Source organism: Kitasatospora sp. NPDC048540, assembly GCF_040651175.1.
Taxonomy (GTDB): Bacteria; Actinomycetota; Actinomycetes; order Streptomycetales; family Streptomycetaceae; genus Kitasatospora.
In genome coordinates this window covers 53903-74957 of record NZ_JBEZIR010000013.1, presented here as the reverse complement: position 1 = coordinate 74957, position 21055 = coordinate 53903, and the positions used below count along the sequence as shown (strand labels likewise).

Below are 21055 nucleotides of genomic sequence, written 5' to 3'. Positions count from 1 at the left end.
CGGCTCAGCGCAGCGGGCCCTCCGGCGGCCGCTGGCGCGGCATGGTCGGCCGGGTGCCCGGCGGCGGCAGCACCCGTACCTGGGCGCCCACCCCGATCTCGCTGCGGCCGCCCCACAGGCCCGGTGCCTGGGTCGGCAGCTGGGTCATCGAGGCCCGGAACTCCAGCATCCACTCCGAGGTCTCGCTGCGGACCATGTCCGAGACGTCCTCGCAGAACCGGCGCAGCACGCCGAGGCAGCGCTCGGCGGCCTCGCCGGCGGTGCCCTCGGTGGGGCCGAGCACCTCACGGACGCACTCCGAGGCCCAGTCGAACTGGAAGGCCTCCAGGCGGCGCTGGAGCGCCTGCGCGGTGGAGACGTCCCGCATCCAGCCCGAGGTCAGCCCGAAGGCGCGGTCGGCCAGCAGGCAGGCCGCCGACAGCGCCAGTCCGACGTACCCCCACTCGGCCGCCCGGTCCAGCACGCCGGTCAGCGCGACCAGCGGGCCGCTCACCCCGGTGACCGCGAAGGCCGCCGCGCCGAAGCGCAGCAGCCGGGCCCAGCGGCGCTTCCAGATCCGGTCCCGCCGGTACCAGTCGATCGCCTCGACCGCCCGCTCCTCGGACCAGCGGTAGAGCTCCTCCAGCCGCTCGGCGGGCTCGCCCCAGTCCCCGAGCGGGAACTGGCGCGCACTCAGGTCGGCGCGGCGGCGCGTGGGGGCGCGCCGCGCGGCGACGGGCAGGGCGGGCTGGTCCTCCTCGCCGACGTCCTTGCCCCAGGCACTCTCCTCGGGCTGCATTTCCGGCTGGCTCACCTGTGGCGCTCCCTGTGGCGGGGTGACTGCGGCGGTCCGGAGGGTACCGGGACCGACAGTGTGTGGATCTGATGCTGCATCGGTCCGACGGCCGGTCCGGCCGGCTCGGGTCCGGCCCGGTCCGACGCCGCGTGCGGGTGCGGGCCGCCCATGGTGTCGTGTCCCGGCGCGCGGCCGGGCATCGGTCCAACAGCACTTCTTACCGCCAAATGGCTGACCGTGGGGGCGCTTCGGCGGTGATCGTTATCGGAATTCACCTCCGGAACACGAGGTGGGAGGGTTGCGGCGGGTGGCGAGATTTCACCCTTCCGAGCGAGGCGTGCGCGGCGCCGGTCACTGACCTGGGGGCCTGCCGGAGCGGGCAGGCTGGAGGTTCGCACAAAACCTGGGCCGGAATCGCCCGCCCGGTTCGGAGCTTCGGACGGAGCCGGGAGCGGCCGCCGAACGGCCACCGACTACCCTTCCAGACGTGAAGGTCCTCGTCATCGGCGGCGGCGCCCGCGAACACGCCCTGTGCCGCTCCCTGTCCCAAGATCCCGCCGTCAGCGAGCTGCACTGCGCCCCGGGCAACGCCGGGATCGCGCAGGTGGCGACGGTCCACCCGGTCGACCAGCTGGACGGGGCGGCCGTCGCCGCCCTGGCCCGGCAGCTCACCGCCGACCTGGTCGTGGTCGGCCCGGAGGCCCCGCTGGTCGCGGGCGTCGCCGACGCCGTGCGCGCGGCCGGCATCCCGGTCTTCGGGCCCTCCGCGGCCGCCGCCCGGCTGGAGGGCTCCAAGGCCTTCGCCAAGGACGTGATGGCCGGCGCGGGGGTCCCCACCGCCCGCGCCTACGTCTGCACCACCCCCGCCGAGGCCGCCGAGGCCCTGGACGCCTTCGGCGCCCCCCACGTGGTCAAGGACGACGGCCTGGCGGCCGGCAAGGGCGTCGTGGTCACCTCCGACCGCGAGGCCGCACTCGCCCACGCCGCCGCCTGCGGGCAGGTGGTCATCGAGGAGTTCCTGGACGGCCCCGAGGTCTCGCTGTTCGCGATCACCGACGGCGAGACCGTGCTGCCGCTGGTGCCCGCGCAGGACTTCAAGCGCGCGCTGGACGGCGACGAGGGCCCCAACACCGGCGGCATGGGCGCCTACTCGCCGCTGCCGTGGGCCCCCGCGGGCCTGGTGCAGGAGGTCCTGGAGACGGTCCTGCAGCCGACCGTGGACGAGCTGCGCCGCCGCGGCACCCCCTTCTCCGGCCTGCTCTACGCGGGTCTCGCGCTGACCTCGCGCGGCACCCGGGTGATCGAGTTCAACGCGCGCTTCGGCGACCCGGAGACCCAGGTGGTGCTGGCCCGGCTGGAGACCCCGCTGGCGGGCGTCCTGCTGGCCGCCGCCACCGGCACCCTGGACACCCTGGAGCCGCTGCGCTGGCACGACGGCGCCGCCGTCACCGTGGTGCTGGCCTCCGAGGGCTACCCGGCCGACCCGCGCACCGGTGACGTGATCGAGGGCCTGGACGAGGCGGACGCCGCCGACGGCACCGTGTACGTGCTGCACGCCGGGACCCGGGCGGACCAGGACGGCCGGGTGCTCACCGCGGGCGGCCGGGTGCTGTCCGTCACGGCGATCGGCACCGACCTGGCCGAGGCCCGCGACCGGGCGTACCGGGGGGTGGCCAGGATCGGCTTCAAGGGCGCCCAGCACCGCACCGACATCGCGCGCGAGGCCGCCGCCGGCTGACCCGCGCCACCCGCGCCGACCAGGGCGCCGCCACCGGGCCACCCGTCCGGCGGCGGCGCCCTGCGGATTTCCCGGGGCCCGCCCCGGGCGCGGCCGGCGCAGGATTTCCCCTCCATCGGGTGACTCCTTGGGTATCCGGCTGACGGGACGCCGCGGACCGCCGTAGGGTGCGCTGGATCGCCGCGACCTGCTGGGAGCCGCTGCGGACGCCGCCGGTGGCGGCCCCGTGCCGGGGGGATGCTGGGGCCGCTGGTGTGCGGGCGCCGTCACCAGGACGGGTGGAAACCCAGGCGATCCGGAACACGCAACCGCACGCGGGCGTCAAAACTGTCAGAAGTGCCGCGCAAGATGCACAACCGGGGGCCGGCTCCGCCGTTTCCCGTTCGGATATTGATCGTTTCCGAGAGGTCTCGGGTGCCCCGACCGATGGTCCCCCGGACCACCGGCCGACCCGGCAGCCGAGCGCCGCGAAGGGGGTGTCGCGCCGTATGGCCGCTGCTCACGCTGCCCGCGCACGTGCCCAGGCCGTGCTGAGGGTCCGTGGACTGGCCCTGGGCGCCGCCGTGCTGCCCGCCGCCCTCGGCGCGGTGCTGCTCGCCGGCCGGACCACCGGCCGGATCGGGGCACCCGGCTCGCCGGACGCGCCCTGGTGGGACGCGATCCGCTGGGCCGTCCTCGGCGTCGCCGCCGTCACCCTGCTGCTGGCCGGCCTGGTGGCCCGCTCCCAGCTGCGGGCCGAGCCGCCCGTCACCCCCGCCGTCCCGCTGCCGCAGACGGCCGCCCCAGAGCTCCACCGCCTGATCGGCGAGCTCGCCGACCGGCTCGACGTCCCCGCCCCGTCCGGAATCTCGCTCACCCCGGACTGCGACAGCTGGCTGGAGGACGGCCGCCCGCCCCGCGGCGGACGCCGCGCCACGCCCCCCGCCCCCGTCCTGGTGATCGGCTCGCCCTTCCTGTGGTGGATGCGCGCCGCCGAGCTGCGCGCCCTGCTCGCCCCCGTGGTGGCCGGGGCCGCGGCCTCCGCCGACCCGGAGATCGCCGCCGCCCGCCGCTTCGTCCGCGGGCTGGACGCCGCCCTCGGCACCCGCCACCGCGGCCCCGCCGCCCTGATCGACCGGATCAACCGCCTGCTGCTCGCCGCCTGCCGCCACCACTCCGCCGAACTCGAGCGGGCCGTCGCCGGCTGGGCCTCCGAACAGGCCAAGGCCGTCGACTACGGCCTGCGGATCGCCGCCCAGGAACAGGTCGGCCTCGCCTACGCCGGCTGGGACCGGCTGCTCACCCGGGTCGCCCTGCCCGCCTGGCGGCTCGGCCGCCACCCCGCCCACCTGAACGCCGGCGTGGTCTCCGCCCTCACCGAGCTCTCCCGCCGCGACCGCCTCGCCGACGGCTACGGCAGCCGGCTCGGCGACCGCCCCGCCTGCGACCTGCTCGAGGAGCCCGGCCTGGTGGACGAGGCGGTCTCGCTGGTCGCCGCCGGCCTGCTGCACGAACCGCCCGAGGGCGGCTGGCAGCCGCTGGACTGGACCGACTACCCGGCCGAGGTGGTCGACCGCGGCTGGCGGGCACAGGCCGTCGCCCTGCAGGCGGCGCTGGACGGCGCCGGCCCGGCCGGCCCCGCCGCCGCCCCCACCCTGACCCGGCTGCTGGCCCGGCTCGCCGCCGGCGGGAGCGAGGCGCTGGCCGCCGCACTGGCCGGCCAGGTGGCGCGCGCCGCCCGGGTCGCGCCCCCGCTGCCACCCGTGCGCAGCGGACGCGAGCTGCTGGTCGAGCACGTCACCGCGATGGTCTGCTGCGCCGCCGTCGACACCGGGGTCGCCACCCCCGGGCTGGACTGGCTGGACGGTCCGGTGCTGGTCATGACGGGTGGCCGCCGCGGCGAGCCGGCCGCGGCGGTGGCCCGGGCGGTCGAGCAGGGCGAGGACAAGCCGCTGCGCGCCTGGCTGGAGGCGGCCGGGGTGCGGCTGGAGCGCCCGGTCCGGCTGCCCGGCTGACCGGCCCGGGCGCCCGGCGACGCTCCGGCCCGCCGGGTTCCCGGCCACCAATTGCTACCGTTGGGTGACACAGCGCCAGCATTGTGTGGTGTGCTGGACCGCACGCACATCCGCATGGCAATTGCCACACGGGGGGGTGTGCGACTCGCTGGTTGGGGAGGGCGCGTGGGGAGAGAACTCGACCGCCGCTGGGAGTCCGCCACGCTGGCGCACAGCGTGTCCGACCCCTTCGGGCAGGGGCCGCTGCCCTGGCTGCGCAGTCCGGACGAGTACCTGGCGGGGGTCGAGGCCGCCGTCCCCTGGTACGTCAGCGTGGACGCCCCCGGCCAGGAGCCGCTGGCCGGGCCGCGGCCGAAGCCGCCGGTCGGCACCCCGAAGAACTCCGACGACGTCGACCAGCAGATCAAGGGCTTCGCCTCGGCCGGGGTGATCCGCCCCGGCGGCTCGGTCGACTTCCGGGTCACGGTCAACCCGCCGCGGGAGTTCACCGTGGACGTCTACCGGATCGGCCACTACGGCGGCGACGGCGCCCACCTGGTCACCTCCAGCCCGCTGATCGCCGGACTGGCGCAGGCCGCACCGCTGGTGGTCGGCCGGACGGTCTCGTGCCACCACTGGTGGCAGTCCTGGCGGCTGCAGGTCCCGCCGCACTGGCGGCCCGGCGCGTACGTCGCGGTGCTGACCACCGCGGACAACCGGCACCGCAGCCACATCCCGTTCACCGTACGGGACTTCGCGGACCGGCCGGCCCCCGCGGCCGGCACCGCCGACACCGCCGCCGACCTGCTGCTGATCCTGCCGGACGTGACCTGGCAGGCGTACAACCTGTTCCCGGAGAACGGCAGCACCGGCGCCAGCCTCTACCACGCCTGGGACGGCGCCGGCCGGCTGGTCGGCGAGTCCGAGGCCGCCGTGACCGTCTCCTTCGACCGCCCGCACGCCGGGGCCGGGCTGCCGCTGCACGTCGGCCACGCCTACGACTTCATCCGCTGGGCCGAGCGCTACGGCTACGACCTCTCCTACGCGACCGCCTCCGACCTGCACGCCGGCCTGGTCGACCCGGACCGGCACCGGGCGCTGGTCTTCCCCGGGCACGACGAGTACTGGTCCGAGCCGATGCGCAGGGCCGTCGAACGCGCCCGGGACGGTGGCACCTCGCTGGTCTTCCTGTCCGCCAACACCATGTACTGGCGGGTGGACCTGTCGGCGGGGCCCTCCGGCGAGGCCAACCGGCTGCTCAACTGCCGCAAGCGGCAGCGGGTCCCGGGCGGCGGCCCGGTGGCGGGGGTGCCCGGGGCCGCCAGCGCGCTGTGGCGGGACGCCGGCGAGCCCGAGCAACAGCTGCTCGGCGTCCAGTACGCGGGCAGCGTCCCGGCGCCGGTCCCGATGGTGGCCCGCAACACCACGCACTGGCTCTGGGCGGGCACCGGCCTGGCGGAGGGCGGCGAGCTGCCGGGTCTGGTCGCGGGCGAGGCGGACCGGTACTTCCCCAAGGTGCCGCTGCCCGAGCACACCGAGCGGATCCTGCTCGCCCACTCGCCGTACCGGGACTCCGAGGGACGTCCCGCGCACCAGGAGACCTCGCTCTACCGGGCGCCGAGCGGTGCGTACGTCTTCGCGGCCGGCACCTTCGCCTGGTCGCCCGCGCTGGACCGGCCCGGCCACACCGACGAGCGGATCCAGCGGGCCACCGCCAACCTGCTCGACCACCTCTGCAAGGACGGCTGAGCGCCCGGCGGCCCGGGGCGGACGGGGACGCCGCCGGGCCGCGGGGCGGGCCATGACAGACTCGGGGGCAGTGACCTCCCCTTCGCGGCCTGCCGAAACGCGAACCACCCCTGAGGACTGAGACGACCTTGAGCGGATTTGTCACCAAGCCCGAGCCGGTCCAGGTACCCGGCCTGGTCCACCTGCACACCGGCAAGGTGCGCGACCTCTACCGGGCCGAGTCCGGCGATCTGGTGATGGTGGCCAGCGACCGGACCTCGGCGTTCGACTGGGTGCTGCCCAACGAGATCCCCGACAAGGGCCGGATCCTCACCCAGCTCTCGCTGTGGTGGTTCGAGCGGATCGCCGACATCGTGCCCAACCACGTCATCTCCACCGAGGTCCCGGCCGGCGCCCCCGCCGACTGGAAGGGCCGCACGCTGATCTGCCGCAGCCTGGAGATGGTCCCGGTCGAGTGCGTCGCCCGCGGCTACCTGACCGGCTCCGGCCTGCTGGAGTACCGGGCCGACCGGACGGTCTGCGGCATCGCGCTGCCCGAGGGCCTGGAGGACGGCTCCGAGCTGCCCGCCCCGATCTACACCCCGGCGCTCAAGGCCGAGGTCGGCGAGCACGACGAGAACGTCTCGTACGAGGAGACCGCGCGCCGGATCGGCGCCGAGCTGGCCGCCAACCTGCGTCAGACCACGCTGGCCGTCTACGGCCGGGCCCGGGACATCGCCCGCGAGCGCGGGATCATCCTGGCGGACACCAAGTTCGAGTTCGGGCTGCTGGACGGCGAGCTGGTGATCGGCGACGAGGTGCTCACCCCGGACTCCTCCCGCTTCTGGCCGGCCGACCGGTGGCGGCCGGGGCAGGCCCAGCCCTCCTTCGACAAGCAGATCATCCGCGACTGGCTGGCCTCGCCCGCCTCCGGCTGGGACCGCCACGGCGAGACCCCGCCGCCGGTCCTGCCGGCCGAGGTCGTCGAGCAGGTCAGCGCCAAGTACGCCGAGGCCTACGAGCGCCTCACCGGCACCACCTGGGTCTGACCGGCCCGGCCCCGGGAGCGGCCGGCGGCCACGGCGGCCGACCGCTCCCGCCGCCGCCCGGTCAGATCCAGCCGTGTTCGCGGGCGATCCGGACGGCCGCGTGCCGGTTCTGCGCGCCGAGCTTGGTGGCGGCCGCGGAGAGGTAGTTGCGGACCGTGCCGGGGGACAGCGCGGCCCGTTCGGCGATCTCGGTGATCGAGGTGCCGTGCGCGGCGAGTTCCAGGACGTCGGTCTCCCGCGGGGTCAGCGGACTGTCGCCCGCACTGATCGCGTCCGCGGCCAGCTCCGGGTCGACGTACCGGCCGCCCGCCCGGACGGTGCGGATGATCCCGGCCAGGTCGGCCGCGGAGACCGTCTTCGGCAGGAAACCGCGCACCCCGGCCGCCAGCGCCCGCTTGAGATGGCCGGGCCGCCCGTGCCCGGTGACGATCATCACCCGGCACTCCGGGACCGTCCGCCGCAGTTCGGCGGCCACCTCGATGCCGTCCAGCCCCGGCATCTGCAGGTCCAGCACGGCGACGTCCGGCCGGTGCGCCCTGGCCATGGCGAGCGCCTCGGGGCCGGACGCGGCCTCGGCCACCACGGTCAGGTCGCTCTCCAGACCGAGCAGCAGGGCCAGCGCCCCCCGGATCAGGTGTTCGTCGTCGGCGAGCAGGACACGTACGGGTGCGGTCATCGGGCGGCCACCTCCGGGGCCGACGCGGGGCTGGTGAGCGGAAGCGTCGCGGCGAGCCGGAAGCCGCCCGCGGCCGCCGCCGGGAGCGACAGGCCGCCGCCGTGCGCGGCCAGCCGCTCGCCGAGGCCGGCCAGGCCGGTGCCGGGCTGCCCGGTGTCCTTGCGGCCGGGCGGCACGCCGTCGTTCTCGACCTCCAGCACGGCCAGGCCGCCGGTGGTCCGCAGCCGTACCGTGCAGTGTCCGGCCTCGCTGTGCCGCAGCACGTTGGTGGTGGCCTCGCGGACCACCCAGCCGAGCACCGACTGGGCGACCGCGGGGAGGGCGGCCGGGTCGGGACCGAGGTCGACCGTGCAGTCGACCCCGGCGGCGCGCAGCACCGACCGGGCGCCGGCCACCTCGGCCCGGAGATCGGCGGTGCGGTAGCCGCGGACCACCTCGCGCACCTCGCGCTGGGACTCCTGGGCGATCCGCTGCACCTCGGTCATCTGGTCGGCGGCCTCCGGGCGGCCCCGGCGGGCGAGCTGGACGGCCAGTTCGCTCTTGAGCGCGATGGTGGTGAGGTTGCGGCCGAGCACGTCGTGCAGGTCGCGGGAGAACCGCAGCCGCTCCTCGGCGACCGCCAGCCGGCTCTGCCGTTCGCGGGCGTCGTCGAGTTCCCAGACCACCTTGGCCAGCCAGGCCGAGCAGCGGCAGGTGACGGCGATCAGGGCCATCGAGGCGCCGGTGCCGGCCAGCAGGCCGAGCGTGGTCGCGGGCGCCGTCCCGGACAGCAGCAGAACGGGGGCGGTGAGCAGCAGGGCGCCGGCGCCCGCCAGGGTGGCGGCGCCGCGGTCGGTCAGGGCGATCGACACGGGGGCGAACCAGAGCACCAGGGCCGTGGCGATCAGGGCGGTGTGGGGCGGCGGGGCGCCGTCCGGGGCGGCCGGGCCGAGCAGCAGCACCACCCACGCGCAGCCGACCGTCAGCACGGCGGAGGCCGCCACCCGGCCGGTGGGCCGGGCGGACCGGCCCAGGTAGTGGGCGAGCGCGGGCCGGAACAGGGCCACCGACATCACGGTGCCCGCCAGCGAGGCCGTCAGGGAGGCCGCCAGCACCGGCCGGGGCAGCGCCGAGCCCTCGGGGCTGCCGAGCAGTGCCAGCACGGCCAGCGGCTGGATCAGCGCCATCAGGTAGAGCGACCAGCGGATGTAGATCTCGGTGCGCTGCGGTTTGCCGCAGGCCCGCCAGCGCTGCAGCGGTCGCCGCAGGTCCATGTCGTCCCCTCCCACCCGCACGGTCCGGTCCCACCCGCACAGTCCGGCCCTCTTCCTATCCCGGCGGGCCCGCGCGGGGCCAGCCCCGCCGGTTCGGCCCGGCCCCGGCGGTTCAGCGGCGGGGCTCCCAGCGGAACCGGTGTCGGGCGGCCCACCAGACGGCGGCGGCCCAGCACACGGCCAGGCCCAGCTGCGGGGCGCCCGCGCCCCAGCTGCCGGCGAACCCGGTCGCGGGGGCCGAGCCGTCCGTGCCGAACCAGCCGATCCGCAGCAGCAGGAACGCCGGGGTGGTGGGCAGCGCCCGGCAGAGGCCGGCCAGCTGGTCGGGCATCACCTCCAGCGGGAACATCAGGCCGGAGCCGAACTGGGCGGTCATCAGCACCGGCAGGGTGGTGATGCCCGCGCTCTCCACGGTCCGGGTGTACGCGCTGGACAGGGCCGCCAGCCCGGTCAGCAGGACCACCGAGAGCCCGAGCCCGGCGAGCGCCAGCAGCGGGTTGACCGGCACCGGCAGGTCGAGCAGCGCGGCCCCCGCGACCCCGAGCGCCGCGCACTGGACCAGCGCCAGCAGCACCGACGGCAGCGCGGTGCCGGCCAGGATCTCCAGGTCCCGGGCCTCGCCGGTCCGCAACCGTTTGAGCACCAGCTCGCCGCGGCGGGCCACGTACGCGGCGGTCAGGTTGTAGTAGACGACGAACAGCAGCACGATCCCGGTGACGCCGGTGACCAGCGCGGCGTTCAGGTCCAGTCCCGGGGTGGTGGAGGCCTGCTGCCGCAGCACCTCGCGCACGCCGGCGACCAGCAGGACCGGCAGCCCGAGCGCGGTGAGCAGCGCGGTGCGGTTGCGCAGCAGCAGGGTGGCCTCGGCCCGGCCCAGGGCGAGCAGCCGGCCGGTGGTGGTGGTGCCGGTGGTGGCCGGGGTGGTGTCCGGCGCCTGGACGGTGGTCATCGGGAGTCTCCGATCGGCGGGCGGACGGCGGTCGCCGGGACGCCGCCGGACCAGACGGCATCGGCGGCATCGGCGGGCCCGGCGGCGACGGCCAGGAAGGCCTCCTCCAGCGAGGCGCTGCGGGCGTCCAGCCCGGCCAGGGTGATCCCGTGCCGGGCGGCCCAGCCCAGCAGGGCGGTGAGGACGGTCTGCAGGGCGGACGTGCGGACCGTGATCCGGCGGCCCTCGGCGGTGACCTCGGCGCCGTCCAGCGCGGGCAGCCCGAGCGTCCCGTACGGTCCGCGGCGCTCCGGGAGCTCGAAGGTGATCCGGGCGGGGTGTCCGGCGATCACCTCGGCGACGGTGCCGCCGGTGACGATCCGGCCGTGGTGCATGATCGCCAGCCGGTCGGCCAGCTCCTCGGCCTCCTGGAGATGGTGGGTGGTGAGCAGCACGGTGGTGCCCCGCTCGCGCAGCCCGCGGACCAGCTGCCGCACGGCGGCCCTGGCCTCGGGGTCGAGCCCGCTGCCGGGCTCGTCCAGGAACACCACCTCGGGCCGGCCCAGCAGGGCCACCGCCAGGTCCAGGCGCCGGCGCTCGCCGCCCGAGAGCTGCTTGACCCGCACGTCGCGGCGGTGCCGCAGACCGACCGGGTCCAGGGCCTCGTCGACCGGCCGGGCACCGCTGGTCAGGCCGGCCCAGCTGCGGACGGTCTCGGCGACGGTGAGGTCACCGGGGAACCCGCCCTCCTGCAGCATGATGCCGATCCTCGGGCGCAGTGCGGCCCGTTCCCGGTACGGGTTCAGGCCCAGTACGCGGACCCGGCCGGCGGTCGGTGCCGCCAGGCCCTCCAGCAGTTCCATGGCGGAGGTCTTGCCGGCGCCGTTGGTGCCGAGCAGCGCGAACAGCTCGCCCCGGCGGACGGTGAGGTCCAGGCCGTGCAGGGCGTCGAAGCCGCGTTCGCCGGCCGGTCCGTAGCGGCGGCGGAGCCCGGCCGCCTCGATGACGGGCGCGGGGTGACTGGTGTCGGTCATGCATCCAGCGTTCCGCCGGCCGGGCAGCGCGGGCAGTGCGTCCCGTCACCGGCCGCCGGGGCGGATCCACGGATCGGCGGTGACAAATGTCAGACGGGGGCCCGGCGGCCCCGGGCGGGGAAACGCCGAAGGGCCCCCTCGTCGAGGGGGCCCTTCGTACTGGAGCGGACGACGAGATTCGAACTCGCGACCCTCACCTTGGCAAGGTGATGCTCTACCAACTGAGCCACGTCCGCATGCTGTGAACTTGTCCTGCACGGTACTGCGTACCGGGTACTGCTGCTGTGTCCGGGGACACTGCGAGCGGACGACGAGATTCGAACTCGCGACCCTCACCTTGGCAAGGTGATGCTCTACCAACTGAGCCACGTCCGCACGGCGCCTGGGCGCCGGTCGCCTCTCCGGGTCTTCCCCGTTGCGGCGACGAGAATTACTCTACAACATCGATCGGAGTGCTCGCCCCACCCTTACCTCCGGGGAGGCAGGGTGGGGCGGCGGCCGGTCTCAGTTGGCGTCGGCGAACGCCTCGTAGACGTGCTTCGGGATGCGGCCGCGGGCCGGCAGCTCCATGCCGTTGGACTGGGCCCAGGCGCGGACCGCGGCCGGGTCCGGGGTGAGCGCGGTGCGCCGGAAGGACTTTCCGGTGCGGCTCTGGCGGCGCCCGGCCGCGACGAACGGGGCGAGGGCCTCCCGCAGCTTTTCGGCGTTGTCCGCAGACAGGTCGATCTCGTACGACTTCCCGTCGACGCCGAAGTGGACGGTTTCCGCGGCGGCGCCGCCGTCCAGGTCGTCGGAGAGCGTGACGACTACACGCTGAGCCATGGGTGTCAATCCTCTCGGGCAATTCGGCCGCCGGGTGTCGGAAGTGCCCCGGGTGCCCCGGTGGCCGGTGGAGCGGGCGTACGAGGGCAGGCTCACGGCCATGCCGATACGCCGCACCCGCGGCTGCCGGTCGCCCTATTCTGCACCCAAAGGGGGCTGAATACGAAGGGCTGTGGATTCCTTTTTCCGGAAATTCACGTGATGCTCGCGAGGATGGATACCCGGATGATAGGGGTGGTCGATCTGTCCGGAGTGCGGGTATTCGGGTGTTCTCGGCGAGGGCCGTCGCGGGGCATTAACCGGCCGGAAAACCGGCCGGTACGCGGGGTGCGGAGAGGCCCGGAACCCTTGTCGCGTAAGGGTCGATGGTCTACGCGCGTCGCTATGTCCGGGCCGCAATCACGCCCGAAAGCCCAGGTAGTCTGAAGGTCCCCCCGCCTTCACGCACGACACCACCGGGAGTGCCAGTGGCACGCGTCGTAGTCGACGTCATGCTCAAGCCGGAGATCCTCGACCCCCAGGGACAGGCGGTGCAGCGTGCGCTGCCGCGTCTGGGATTCGACGGGATCGCCGACGTCCGCCAGGGCAAGCGTTTCGAGCTGGAGCTGGAAGGGCCGGTGGACGACGCCGCCCTCGCCCGCATCCGCGAAGCAGCCGAGACCTTCCTCGCCAACACCGTGATCGAGGACTTCACCGTCCGGGTCGAGGAGGAGGGCAAGTGACCACCCGCGTAGGCGTCGTCACTTTCCCCGGCTCGCTCGACGACCGCGATGCCCAGCGCGCGGTGCGCCTGGCCGGCGCCGAGCCGGTCGCCCTGTGGCACCGTGACAAGGATCTCCATCAGGTCGACGCCGTCGTCCTGCCGGGCGGATTCAGCTACGGCGACTATCTACGGTGCGGCGCCATCTCCCGCTTCTCGCCGGTGATGGAGACGGTCATCGAGCAGGCCAGGCTCGGAATGCCGGTCCTCGGTATCTGCAACGGCTTCCAGGTGCTCTGTGAATCCCACCTGCTGCCCGGTGCGCTCACCCGCAACTACTCGCTGCACTTCGCCTGCCGCGACCAGAAGCTGCGGATCGAGAACGCCACCACGGCCTGGACGGGCGATTACTCCCAGGGCCAGGAAATCGTCGTCCCGCTGAAGAACGGCGAGGGCCGCTTCGTCGCGCACGAGCATGTCCTCGACGAGCTGGAGGCCGAAGGCCGGGTGGTCGCCCGTTACCTCGAGGTCAACCCGAACGGTTCGTACCGCGACATCGCCGGTATCACCAACGCCGCCGGCAATGTCGTCGGCCTGATGCCGCACCCCGAGCACGCGGTGGAGCCGCTCACCGGCCCGACCACCGAGGGCCTGGGCTTCTTCACGTCCGTCCTGAAGCAGCTGGTGAACGCCTGATGTCCCTGGATACCGTCAAGAACGCCGAGCAGACCCCGGACTCCGTCCAGCCCTGGGCCGAACTCGGCCTCAAGGAGGACGAGTACGCGCGGATCCGCGAGATCCTCGGCCGCCGCCCCACCGGCGCCGAACTCGCGATGTACTCGGTGATGTGGTCGGAGCACTGCTCGTACAAGAGCTCCAAGGTCCACCTCAAGCAGTTCGGCGAGAAGGCCCCGGCCAGCGACGCGATGCTCGTCGGCATCGGCGAGAACGCCGGTGTGGTCGACGTCGGCCAGGGCTACGCGGTCACCTTCAAGGTCGAGTCGCACAACCACCCGTCGTACATCGAGCCCTACCAGGGCGCGGCCACCGGCATCGGCGGCATCGTCCGCGACATCCTGGCGATGGGCGCCCGCCCGGTCGCCGTGATGGACCCGCTGCGGTTCGGCGCGGCCGACCATCCCGACACCCGGCGCGTGCTGCCCGGGATCGTCGCGGGCATCGGCGGCTACGGCAACTGCCTGGGCCTGCCGAACATCGGCGGCGAGGTCGTCTTCGACTCCTGCTACCAGGGCAACCCGCTGGTCAACGCGCTGTGCGTGGGCGTGATGAAGCACGAGGACATCCACCTCGCGCAGGCCTCCGGCGCCGGCAACAAGGTCATCCTGTACGGCGCCCGCACCGGCGGCGACGGCATCGGCGGCGTCTCGGTGCTGGCCTCGGAGACCTTCGACGCGACCGGCCCGGCCAAGCGCCCGGCCGTCCAGGTCGGCGACCCGTTCCAGGAGAAGCTCCTGATCGAGTGCACCCTGGAGATCTTCGCCGAGAAGCTGGTGCTCGGCATCCAGGACCTCGGCGGCGCCGGACTCTCCTGCGCCACCTCGGAGCTGGCCTCGGCGGGCTCCGGCGGCATGCGGATCGAGCTGGACACCGTGCCGCTGCGCGACAAGACGCTCTCGCCGGAGGAGATCCTCATGAGCGAGTCGCAGGAGCGCATGTGCGCCATCGTCGAGCCCGGCAAGGTCGACCGCTTCCTGGAGATCTGCGAGAAGTGGGACGTCATCGCCACCGTCATCGGTGAGGTGACCGACGGCGAGCGCCTGGAGATCTTCTGGCACGGCGAGCAGGTCGTCGACGTGCCGCCGCGCACCGTCGCCCACGACGGCCCGGTCTACCAGCGCCCGTACGCCCGCCCGAGCTGGCAGGACGCGCTGCAGGCGGACGCCCCGACCGCCGGGCGGCTGCTGCGCCCGGCGACCGGCGAGGCGCTCAAGGAGGCCCTGCTGGCCGTCGCGGGCTCCCCGAACCAGGCCTCCAAGGCGTGGATCACCGACCAGTACGACCGCTACGTGCTCGGCAACACGGTGCTGGCCACCCCCGAGGACTCCGGCATGATCCGGATCGACGAGGAGACCAACCTCGGCGTCTCGGTCGCCACCGACGGCAACGGCCGCTTCACCAAGCTGGACCCGTACACCGGCGCCCAGCTGGCACTGGCCGAGGCGTACCGCAACGTCGCGGCCGGCGGCGCCAAGCCGCTCGCCGTCTCCGACTGCCTCAACTTCGGCTCCCCCGAGGACCCGGACGTGATGTGGCAGTTCGCCGAGGCCACCCGCGGTCTGGCCGACGCCTGCCAGATCCTCGGCACCCCGGTCACCGGCGGCAACGTCTCGCTGTACAACCAGACCGGCGAGACCGCCATCCACCCGACCCCCGTGGTCGCGGTGCTGGGCGTGATCGACGACGTGACCCGGCGCACCCCGATCGGCTTCGCCGAGGAGGGCCAGCTGCTCTACCTGCTCGGCGACACCGCCGACGAGCTGGGCGGCTCCGCCTGGACCGAGGTCGTCCACGGCCACCTGGGCGGCCTGCCGCCCAAGGTCGACCTGGAGCGCGAGCGGCTGCTCGCCGAGATCCTGATCGCGGGCTCCCGCGACGGCATGATCGACGCGGCGCACGACCTCTCCGACGGCGGTCTGGGCCAGGCGCTGGTGGAGAGCTGCCTCAAGGGCGGCAAGGGCGCGCGGATCGTGGTGCCCGCGGAGCTCGACCCGTTCGTGTTCCTGTTCTCCGAGTCGGCCGGCCGGGCCGTGGTGTCCGTGCCGCGCAGCGAGGAGCTCCGGTTCAACGACATGTGCGGCGCCCGCGGCCTGCCGGTCGCCCGGATCGGCGTGGTCGACGGTGATGTCCTGGACGTCCAGGGCCAGTTCACCGTCTCGCTGGCCGAGCTGAAGGACGCGCACACCGGTGTGATCGAGGCCCTGATCAGCTGATCGGACCCCGACGGAGGGCGGCCCGCGCGAGCGGCGGGCCGCCCTCCGCGCGTTCGGGGCCGCTCCCGGGATCCGCGGGGGCCGGGCGTGTCGCCGGTCCGCGCTAGCCTTCCGGACATGGCGAACCGGACCCGTAGCTACGACCCCGCGAAGGTGCGCGCCGCGCTGGCCGCGCAGACCGAGGAACTGCGGGCCGCCGTCCGCGTGCTGTGCGCCGATCCCGCGGCGGAGGAACTGCTGGCCCGGCCGACCCGGCTGGGCGGCTGGCGGGTGCGCGAGCTGCTGGCCCACCTGGCCCTGCAACTCGGCTGGGTGCCACGGCACCTGGACGACCCGCAGCAGGGCCGGGCGCCGCTCGCCCTGACCCAGTGGGTCGCCGGTGTCGCCGCGCTGGCACCGTCCCTCGACGAGGCGGCCCGGGCGCACGCCGCCGCCGACTTCGACGGTTGCCCGGCGAAGGTCGCCGAGGCGTTCGACCGGGAGGCCGACCTGCTGCTGGCCCTGCTGGCGGGCCCGGCCGACGCACTGGCGGGCCGGCGGTTCGAGATCCGGCTCGGCTCGATGACGCTCACCGACATGCTGGTGACCCGGCTGGTGGAGAGCGTGGTGCACGCCGACGACCTGGCCCACGCGCTGGGCATCACCGGCTTCCGGCACGACCGGCAGGCGCTGGCCGCCGTCACCCGACTGCTCGCCGACTCCTTCGCCGCGCAGGTGCCGGGCGGCGCCGTCGAGCTGCGGGTGCCGCCGTACGCGGTGGTGCAGGCCGTCGAGGGCCCCCGGCACACCCGGGGCACCCCGCCGAACGTGGTCGAGGCGGCCCCGCTGGTCTGGATCCGGCTCGCCACCGGCCGGGCGGACTGGGCGGGCGCCGTCGAGGCGGCCGAGGTGACGGCCAGCGGCGAGCGCAGTGACCTGAGCGCCTACCTGCCGGTGCTGGGCTGACCGGCCCGCGGTCGAGGGCGGAGGGCGGTCAGCGGGCGGAGGCGGGGTGCTGGGCCGAGACCTGACGGGCACCGGTCAGTAAGCTCGGGGCGCCGACGGCCGGCCGGATGGCGATGGACCGGCCGCGGGCTCTGAAGGGGGACTTGGCGTGGGTGCAGAGGGTCGGCGGATACCGCCACTGCGGGCGGGCCGCCGCCCGGCCGGCCTGGCGCTGCTGGGCTGGCTCGGCGACGCCCGGGCTCCGCGGCTGTGCCAGGTCGTGGGACCGCCCGGTTCGGGCCGGACCCACCTGCTGTCCTGGCTGGCCGACAGCGGCGCCGGGGTGCACGCCGTGCTGCCCGCCGCCGGGACGGACCCGCGCAGCGCCGCCTGGCTGCTGGGGCGCTTGCTGGAACTGCCCGCCCGTACCCCCGAGGAACTGCTCGCCGCCCTGGCCGAGGACGACCGCCCCACCGTGATCTGCGTCCCGGACCTCGCCCGGGCCTTGGACCCGGACCGGCTGGTGGCCGGGCTGCTGGACCCGCTGCTGCGCTCGCCGCAGGTCAGGCTGGTGGTCGAGGGCGGCGCCGAGGCCGTCGGCGGGTTCACCGAGGTCGCCGACCCGGCCGTGCTCGACCTCGCGCTGGAGCAGTGGACCGACCGGGCCCGGTTCACCGCCTGGTGCGCCACGGCCGGCGCCGACCCGGCCCGGTACCCGAGTCCCGGCGCGGCCCTCGGCGGTCCGCACGGGCCGGCCGGCCCGCCGCCCGGCCCGCACCCCGCCGAGCTGCTCGCCGATCCCCGGCTGCTCGCCCACGAGGACCCGGTGGCGGTCGCCGCCGCGCTGGGCGAGCTGCCGGGCACCCTCCCGGAACTGTGGCGGGCCACCGGGGCGGCACTGGTCGGCGAGCGCGACCCCGCCGTACGGGCCGCGGTGCTGCGGACCCGGCTGATCGGTCTGGACGGGCCGGCGGCCGACCGGCTGGCGGAGCCGGACGCCCCCTGGCACTGCGTGTGGGCGATGTGGCCCAACTCGGCCTTCGGCTGGCCCGGTCCGGTCTCCTCGCTGGCGCTCGGCGCGGGTTCGTACGCCGGCCAGCTGCTGCTCGCCGACCCGGGCGGGACGGTCCGTACCGTGGACGCGGCCTCCGGCCGTCCGCTGGCCCGGGTGCCGGCCCCCGGGCCGGAGCCGCTGCGCGGGCTGACGGTTACCCCCGGCGGCAGCGTGGTGCTGCTGGACGCCCGGGGCCACGGCCTGGTGGTGCCGTCCGCCGCGGAGGCCGACAGCCGCCCGGGTGAGGCACTGGCCGAGCTGCAGGCGCTGGCCGGCGGCGGGCCGAGCGCGGTCGCCGCCGTCCCCGGTCTGCCCGGCGCACTCCCGGCGCTCGGGGACGAGCGGGGCACGCTGCACTGGCGGGACCCGGACGGCCGGGTGTCGGCCGCCGCGCTGCACCAGGGGCCGGTGACCGCGCTGGCCGGTGCCTTCGCGGACGGGCGGCCGGTACTGGTGAGCGGCGGGTTCGACGGTGCGGTGCGGCTGTGGCGGCCCGGTTCCGGGGATCCGGCCGAGGTGCTGGAGCGGCGGGCCAGGGAGGTCGCGGCCGTCGCCGCCGACGCCACGGGGGAGGGGCTGACGGTGGCCGCCGCCTGGGCGGACGGCCTGGTGCGGCTGTGGCGGCCCGGAGCGCCGCCGCTGGACCTGCGGCTGGGCTCGCCGGTGTGGGCGCTGGCGCTCGCGGGGGAGCTGCTGGTGCTCGGGACGGCGGACGGCATCGCCGCGGTACGGGCCGGGGCCGCCGCGCCGTAGCGGCCGTAGCGGGCCGTGGGCCCGGTCTCAGGCCACCTTGGGGCCGCTGAGGTACTTGCCGTCCGCGGAGTACGGCCAGGCGTTGGGGGTGCAGCCGTTCAGGCCGTAGATCTGCTGCATCATCGCGGGCGCGGGCTTGCCCGGGCCGGGGCAGCCCTCGTGGCCGTGGCCTATCCGGTGGCCGACCTCGTGGTTGACGATCAGCGCCCGGTACTCCTCGATCGGGCCCGTGAACTGCGGCGAACCGGTCTCCCAGCGCTTGGAGTTGACCATCACCTGATCGCCGACGTCGCAGTTCACCTCACCCTGGGTGTTCAGGCCCGCGGTGGCGCAGATCCTGTCGGTGGTCCCCGGTGAAGCAATCTTGATGGTGAAGTCGTACGCACCGTCGGCGACCAGCTGGAAGCCGGTGCGCCCGTCCGTGGTCCAGCCGCGCTTGTCGGCCAGGATGGCCTGCACCTCGCCGGCGGCGGCCTGCGGGTCGATGCCGATCCCGTTCTCCACCTCGACCCGGTAGCGCCGGATCTTGCCCTTGCCGACGGCCGGGCCGTTGGCCGCGGCGGTCACGAAGGTGCCGGTCGGGGTCCCGGCGGGCGCGGGGGCCGGGGCCGGCGGCGGGGTGCTGGCCGGCTGCACGGGCGCGGCCGCGGACGGCGACTGCTCCCCGCTCTCGCTCGGCACCGCCCGGGCCTGCCGGCTCGGCCCGCTGCTGCCCGGCGTGCCCTGCGGCAGTCCGAGGGCCACCACCGTGCCGCCCAGCACCGCCAGTGAACCCGCCAGCGCGATGCCCATCCCGAGCCGGCGGCGCTTCGGCCTGGCGCGCCTGCGCCCACGGGCCGGGGCACGCCTGGAGGAGCGGGAGTCGGGCACTACGGGCCCTCTCTCTTCGACGACGGGACGTGATGACCGGTCAACTGCGGTGCGACGAGGGCCATCCGGGTCAGCCTCGCACGGCGTGCCGACTTTGTCTACATACTCGGTATGCACGCCGAGGGTCCCGACCCTCCGTGCGTCCTCGACACTTCCTCGACGCGCCGGCGCCGCCACCGGTTCCCGCCCGCCCCCGGCCGACGGCGATGCCCGGGGCGCGGGCCCCGGGCATCGGCGGTTCGGATCGGGGGACCGGCTCAGCCCAGCGTGTCGGCGGCGGTCGGCGAGGAGTCGCGCAGGAACTGCGTGCAGCGCTCGTACTCGTCCTTCTCCTCGATCGCGCCGGCCGCCCGGGCGAGGGCGTGCAGCGCGCGCAGGAAGCCGCGGTTCGGCTCGTGCTCCCACGGCACCGGGCCGTGGCCCTTCCAACCGGACCGGCGCAGCGCGTCCAGGCCGCGGTGGTAGCCGGTGCGGGCGTAGGCGTACGACTCGATGGTCCGGCCGGCCACGAAGGCGTCGTCGGCCAGCTGCGCCCAGGCGAGCGAGGAGGTCGGGAACTTGGCCGCGACCTCGGCGGGTGTGGCACCCGAGGCCAGCAGCTCCAGCGGGCCGGTCTCGGCCGGCAGGTGGGTCGGCGGCGGTCCGCCGAGCAGGTTCTCGTGAATGCTCATGGGGCCCAGTCAACCACTGACCGGGTGGGGAACGAAGACGCCGGTGCCCCCGCGCGGCGGACCGTACGGGGGCACCGGCGGCAGGTGCTACTTGATGCGGTTGCCCGCCGAGCGCAGCTGCTGGGCCGCCTCCAGCACGCGCGCGGCCATGCCGGCCTCGGCCAGCTTGCCCCAGGTGCGGGGGTCGTAGGTGTTCTTCTTGCCGACCTCGCCGTCGACCTTCAGCACGCCGTCGTAGTTGCGGAACATGTGGTCCACGACCGGGCGGGTGAAGGCGTACTGGGTGTCGGTGTCGAGGTTCATCTTCACGACGCCGTTCTCCAGCGCGGTGGCGATCTCCTGGGCGGTCGAGCCCGAGCCGCCGTGGAAGACGAAGTCGAACGGGTCGGTCTTGCCGTACTGCTTGCCGATCGCGTCCTGCAGCTCGCGCAGCAGCTCCGGCTTCAGCACGACGTTGCCCGGCTTGTAGACGCCGTGCACGTTGCCGAACGAGGCGGCCAGCAGGTAGCGGCCCCGCTCGCCCAGGCCGAGCGCCTCGGCGGTGCGGACGGCGTCGTTGACGGTGGTGTACAGCTCGTCGTTGATCTCGTGCGAGACACCGTCCTCCTCGCCGCCGGTCGGGGTGATCTCGACCTCGAGGATGATCTTGGCGGCGACGGCCTGGGCCAGCAGCTCCTCGCCGATGGCCAGGTTGTCGGCCAGCGTCTCGGCGGAGCCGTCCCACATGTGCGACTGGAACAGCGGGTTCAGGCCCTTGGCCACGCGCTCGGCGGAGATCGCCAGCAGCGGGCGGACGTAGCCGTCCAGCTTGTCCTTCGGGCAGTGGTCGGTGTGCAGCGCGACGGTGACGTCGTACTTGGCGGCCACGATGTGCGCGAACTCGGCGAGCGCGACGGCGCCGGTCACCATGTCCTTGTTGTGCTGGCCGCCCAGGAACTCCGCGCCACCCGTGGAGATCTGGATGATGCCGTCGCTCTCGGCCTCGGCGAAGCCGCGCAGCGCGGCGTGCAGCGTCTGCGAGGAGGTGACGTTGATGGCCGGGTAGGCGAACTTGCCCGCCTTGGCCCGGTCGAGCATCTCGTTGTAGACCTCGGGAGTTGCGATGGGCATGCGAATCCGCTCCTGTCGGTGTGGGGCGATCGGACGACGCTGTCCG

Annotated in this window: 18 protein-coding genes and 2 tRNA genes; 9 read left to right on the top strand and 11 right to left on the bottom strand. The window is 74.8% G+C overall.

The genetic code is table 11. The annotated features are described in order from the left end of the window. Positions 1-4: 4 nt before the first annotated feature. Entirely contained in the window at positions 5-778 is a 774-nt protein-coding gene (locus AB0D08_RS08230) for an SLATT domain-containing protein (protein ID WP_359887037.1), read from the bottom strand. A 484-nt stretch (positions 779-1262) separates the two neighbouring features. On the opposite strand from AB0D08_RS08230, the gene purD reads away from it, so the two are divergent. From purD to AB0D08_RS08210, 4 genes are all read left to right on the top strand, one after another. Further along, positions 1263-2513: a phosphoribosylamine--glycine ligase gene (gene purD, locus AB0D08_RS08225; protein WP_359887008.1), complete on the top strand. Its 1251-nt coding sequence runs from the start codon at positions 1263-1265 to the stop codon at positions 2511-2513. Between the two features lie 488 nt (positions 2514-3001). Beyond that, positions 3002-4507 carry a hypothetical protein gene (locus AB0D08_RS08220; RefSeq protein ID WP_359887005.1) on the top strand — a complete coding sequence of 502 codons (1506 nt, stop codon included), beginning with the start codon at positions 3002-3004 and terminating at the stop codon, positions 4505-4507. A gap of 165 nt (positions 4508-4672) precedes the next feature. After that, positions 4673-6235: a N,N-dimethylformamidase beta subunit family domain-containing protein gene (locus tag AB0D08_RS08215; protein WP_033817894.1), complete on the top strand. Its 1563-nt coding sequence runs from the start codon at positions 4673-4675 to the stop codon at positions 6233-6235. Between the two features lie 128 nt (positions 6236-6363). Further along, positions 6364-7263, top strand: coding sequence for a phosphoribosylaminoimidazolesuccinocarboxamide synthase (locus AB0D08_RS08210; RefSeq protein ID WP_033817893.1), 900 nt, complete (start codon positions 6364-6366; stop codon positions 7261-7263). 61 nt (positions 7264-7324) lie between these two features. On the opposite strand, the gene AB0D08_RS08205 is transcribed toward AB0D08_RS08210, so the two are convergent. From AB0D08_RS08205 to AB0D08_RS08175, 7 genes are all read right to left on the bottom strand, one after another. Next, positions 7325-7939 carry a response regulator transcription factor gene (locus tag AB0D08_RS08205; protein WP_033817892.1) on the bottom strand — a complete coding sequence of 205 codons (615 nt, stop codon included), beginning with the start codon at positions 7937-7939 and terminating at the stop codon, positions 7325-7327. Beyond that, positions 7936-9192, bottom strand: a complete 1257-nt coding sequence (locus AB0D08_RS08200) for a sensor histidine kinase (RefSeq protein WP_359887001.1) — start codon at positions 9190-9192, stop codon at positions 7936-7938. Before AB0D08_RS08200 ends, AB0D08_RS08205 begins: the two co-directional genes overlap by 4 nt. A 112-nt stretch (positions 9193-9304) precedes the next feature. After that, positions 9305-10141, bottom strand: coding sequence for an ABC transporter permease (locus AB0D08_RS08195; protein ID WP_359886998.1), 837 nt, complete (start codon positions 10139-10141; stop codon positions 9305-9307). After that, positions 10138-11154, bottom strand: coding sequence for an ABC transporter ATP-binding protein (locus AB0D08_RS08190; protein ID WP_359886996.1), 1017 nt, complete (start codon positions 11152-11154; stop codon positions 10138-10140). The genes AB0D08_RS08195 and AB0D08_RS08190 overlap by 4 nt, the downstream gene beginning before the upstream one ends. Before the next feature lie 160 nt (positions 11155-11314). Beyond that, a tRNA-Gly gene (locus AB0D08_RS08185) sits at positions 11315-11390 on the bottom strand. Positions 11391-11456: 66 nt separating this feature from the next. Continuing rightward, a tRNA-Gly gene (locus AB0D08_RS08180) sits at positions 11457-11529 on the bottom strand. Positions 11530-11658: 129 nt separating this feature from the next. Beyond that, positions 11659-11976: an Lsr2 family protein gene (locus AB0D08_RS08175; RefSeq protein ID WP_033817889.1), complete on the bottom strand. Its 318-nt coding sequence runs from the start codon at positions 11974-11976 to the stop codon at positions 11659-11661. Between the two features lie 467 nt (positions 11977-12443). On the opposite strand from AB0D08_RS08175, the gene purS reads away from it, so the two are divergent. From purS to AB0D08_RS08150, 5 genes are all read left to right on the top strand, one after another. Next, positions 12444-12698, top strand: coding sequence for a phosphoribosylformylglycinamidine synthase subunit PurS (gene purS, locus AB0D08_RS08170; protein WP_033817888.1), 255 nt, complete (start codon positions 12444-12446; stop codon positions 12696-12698). Next, positions 12695-13372 (top strand): phosphoribosylformylglycinamidine synthase subunit PurQ, encoded by a 678-nt coding sequence (purQ, locus tag AB0D08_RS08165; RefSeq protein WP_033817887.1) that lies wholly within the window; start codon positions 12695-12697, stop codon positions 13370-13372. The genes purS and purQ overlap by 4 nt, the downstream gene beginning before the upstream one ends. Further along, a complete protein-coding gene (gene purL / locus AB0D08_RS08160; protein WP_033817886.1) occupies positions 13372-15627 on the top strand; it encodes a phosphoribosylformylglycinamidine synthase subunit PurL in 2256 nt (751 codons plus the stop codon). Before purQ ends, purL begins: the two co-directional genes overlap by 1 nt. A gap of 117 nt (positions 15628-15744) precedes the next feature. Further along, positions 15745-16572 carry a sterol carrier family protein gene (locus AB0D08_RS08155; protein ID WP_033817885.1) on the top strand — a complete coding sequence of 276 codons (828 nt, stop codon included), beginning with the start codon at positions 15745-15747 and terminating at the stop codon, positions 16570-16572. A 148-nt stretch (positions 16573-16720) separates the two neighbouring features. Further along, a complete protein-coding gene (locus AB0D08_RS08150; RefSeq protein ID WP_359886990.1) occupies positions 16721-18358 on the top strand; it encodes a hypothetical protein in 1638 nt (545 codons plus the stop codon). A 27-nt stretch (positions 18359-18385) separates the two neighbouring features. On the opposite strand, the gene AB0D08_RS08145 is transcribed toward AB0D08_RS08150, so the two are convergent. The 3 genes from AB0D08_RS08145 to fbaA form a co-directional block, all read right to left on the bottom strand. Then, entirely contained in the window at positions 18386-19150 is a 765-nt protein-coding gene (locus AB0D08_RS08145) for a DUF3152 domain-containing protein (RefSeq protein WP_149037888.1), read from the bottom strand. Between the two features lie 335 nt (positions 19151-19485). Next, a complete protein-coding gene (locus AB0D08_RS08140; protein WP_033817882.1) occupies positions 19486-19899 on the bottom strand; it encodes a DUF3151 domain-containing protein in 414 nt (137 codons plus the stop codon). Between the two features lie 87 nt (positions 19900-19986). After that, positions 19987-21009: a class II fructose-bisphosphate aldolase gene (gene fbaA / locus AB0D08_RS08135; protein ID WP_033817881.1), complete on the bottom strand. Its 1023-nt coding sequence runs from the start codon at positions 21007-21009 to the stop codon at positions 19987-19989. Positions 21010-21055: the final 46 nt, after the last annotated feature.

What these genes read in the sequence shown, in the direction of transcription:
- AB0D08_RS08230 (WP_359887037.1), bottom strand. Translation starts at nt 778, where the DNA reads ATGCAGCCCGAGGAGAGTGCCTGGGGCAAGGACGTCGGCGAGGAGGAC.
- AB0D08_RS08220 (WP_359887005.1), top strand. Translation starts at nt 3,002, where the DNA reads ATGGCCGCTGCTCACGCTGCCCGCGCACGTGCCCAGGCCGTGCTGAGG.
- AB0D08_RS08205 (WP_033817892.1), bottom strand. Translation starts at nt 7,939, where the DNA reads ATGACCGCACCCGTACGTGTCCTGCTCGCCGACGACGAACACCTGATC.
- AB0D08_RS08200 (WP_359887001.1), bottom strand. Translation starts at nt 9,192, where the DNA reads ATGGACCTGCGGCGACCGCTGCAGCGCTGGCGGGCCTGCGGCAAACCG.
- AB0D08_RS08195 (WP_359886998.1), bottom strand. Translation starts at nt 10,141, where the DNA reads ATGACCACCGTCCAGGCGCCGGACACCACCCCGGCCACCACCGGCACC.
- AB0D08_RS08190 (WP_359886996.1), bottom strand. Translation starts at nt 11,154, where the DNA reads ATGACCGACACCAGTCACCCCGCGCCCGTCATCGAGGCGGCCGGGCTC.
- AB0D08_RS08175 (WP_033817889.1), bottom strand. Translation starts at nt 11,976, where the DNA reads ATGGCTCAGCGTGTAGTCGTCACGCTCTCCGACGACCTGGACGGCGGC.
- purL (WP_033817886.1), top strand. Translation starts at nt 13,372, where the DNA reads ATGTCCCTGGATACCGTCAAGAACGCCGAGCAGACCCCGGACTCCGTC.
- AB0D08_RS08155 (WP_033817885.1), top strand. Translation starts at nt 15,745, where the DNA reads ATGGCGAACCGGACCCGTAGCTACGACCCCGCGAAGGTGCGCGCCGCG.
- AB0D08_RS08145 (WP_149037888.1), bottom strand. Translation starts at nt 19,150, where the DNA reads ATGGGCATCGCGCTGGCGGGTTCACTGGCGGTGCTGGGCGGCACGGTG.
- AB0D08_RS08140 (WP_033817882.1), bottom strand. Translation starts at nt 19,899, where the DNA reads ATGAGCATTCACGAGAACCTGCTCGGCGGACCGCCGCCGACCCACCTG.
- fbaA (WP_033817881.1), bottom strand. Translation starts at nt 21,009, where the DNA reads ATGCCCATCGCAACTCCCGAGGTCTACAACGAGATGCTCGACCGGGCC.